Here is a 1698-nt window from a genome sequence, read left to right on the forward strand (position 1 = left end):
AGTGGTCCGAGCCGGAAGTCCGTCGGGGGTTGATGGGTGACGGGTGCGGTCAGGGTCCGGGTGTGATGGTGCCGATGTGGATGTCGTAGACGAAGTCGAAGGCCTCTTCAGGACTGCCGGTGAGCCAGATCTGGTTCTCGTAGCTGTTGCTGCTGGCCACGTAGATCGCGGTGCCCCAGCGGTGCGCGTACCCGCCGTAGCGCAGCCGCATCAGCGGCATCTGGTCCCCGTCGGCAAGTTCACCGGTGACATAGGCGAACTGGCCGCGGTAGCGCACATCGACCGCGGCCAACTGCGGCCACTTCAGTTTGGCGTGCTCACGTAGCCGCTGTGCCAGAGAGATCTTGGTGGACTCGGGAATCGCGGGCATGGATCACATCCTGCCCTGCGGCGTGTCGGTAGCCGGTAGCGGCACACGGCACGGCAGTCTCACCCGCGCCCCGAACCAAGATCACCCTTATGAAGGCCGCCCGTGCCCGTGCCCCGCGCACGCCAGATCACGCTGACTGCCGCCGACCGGCATCGGCTCAAAGCCCTGGCCTACTCCCATACCGCCGGCTACCAGCAGGTCATCCGGGCCCGGATCGTCCGCGACGCCGCCCACGGCTACTCCAACACCAAGATCGCCGCCCGGCGGCAGGTACACGTCGACACCGTGCGCTACTGGCGCGGCCGCTACGCCGACGAGGGCCTGCCCGGCCTGGCCGACCGGCAGCGTTCCGGCCGGCCGGCCCGGTTCACCCCCGTGCAGGTCGCCGAGGTCAAAGCCCTCGCTTGTCAGCTGCCCGCCGAAGCCGAGGTGCCCCTGTCACGGTGGAGCTGCCCGGACCTGGCGCACGAGGCCATCGCCCGCGGCCTCGTCCCGGCGATCTCCGCGTCCACGATCCGGCGGATCCTGGCCGACGACACGATCAAACCCTGGCAGCACCAGTCCTGGATCTTCATCCGCGACCCGGACTTCGCCGTCAAGGCCAGCCGGGTGCTCGACCTCTACGCCCGCACCTACGACGGCGAACCGCTCGGAGAGGACGAGTACGTCATCTCCAGCGACGAGAAGACCAGCATCCAGGCCCGCTGCCGCTGCCACCCCACCTTGGCGCCCGGCACCGCCCGGATGATGCGGGTCAACCACGAATACGACCGCGGTGGCGCCCTGGCCTATCTGGCAGCCTACGACGTCCACCAGGCCCGCGTGTTCGGACATTGCGCGGCCAAGACCGGGATCGTCCCGTTCATGACCCTGGCCGAAAAAGTCATGACCCAAGAACCGTATGCCTCGGCGAAACGGGTGTTCTGGGTAGTCGACAACGGGTCGTCGCACCGCGGCCAGGCCTCGATCGACCGCCTCGCGAAGCGGTTCCCGAACGCGGTCATGGTCCACACCCCGGTGCACGCCTCGTGGGTCAACCAGATCGAGATCTTCTTCTCGATCGTCCAGCGCAAGGTTGTCTCACCCAACGACTTCACCAGCCTTGACCAGGTCGAAGACCGGCTCACCGCCTTCGAGCAGCGCTACAACGCGACCGCCCGGCCCTTCAGATGGAAGTTCACCCCGGCCGACCTCGAGGACCTGATGGCCCGGATCGAGCGACACGAACAGAAAGAGCAGAACCCCCAGCAACCCACCGGCTGCGATCACCAGCCTGCCGCACTGGCCCTGACCGCATAACCCCCGAAGGATTTACGGAGCGGACCACT

2 protein-coding genes are annotated in these 1698 nt (G+C 67.3%); one reads left to right on the top strand and one right to left on the bottom strand.

From position 1 onward, the window contains the following. Positions 1-49 precede the first annotated feature (49 nt). Positions 50-370 (bottom strand): hypothetical protein, encoded by a 321-nt coding sequence (locus F8271_RS31200; protein WP_151493361.1) that lies wholly within the window; start codon positions 368-370, stop codon positions 50-52. A 102-nt stretch (positions 371-472) separates the two neighbouring features. Between F8271_RS31200 and F8271_RS31205 the strand changes: the two genes are divergently transcribed. After that, positions 473-1669, top strand: a complete 1197-nt coding sequence (locus F8271_RS31205; protein WP_225854896.1) for an IS630 family transposase — start codon at positions 473-475, stop codon at positions 1667-1669. Positions 1670-1698: the final 29 nt, after the last annotated feature.

The sequence above is a fragment of the Micromonospora sp. ALFpr18c genome (assembly GCF_008868155.1).
Classification (GTDB): domain Bacteria; phylum Actinomycetota; class Actinomycetes; order Mycobacteriales; family Micromonosporaceae; genus Micromonospora.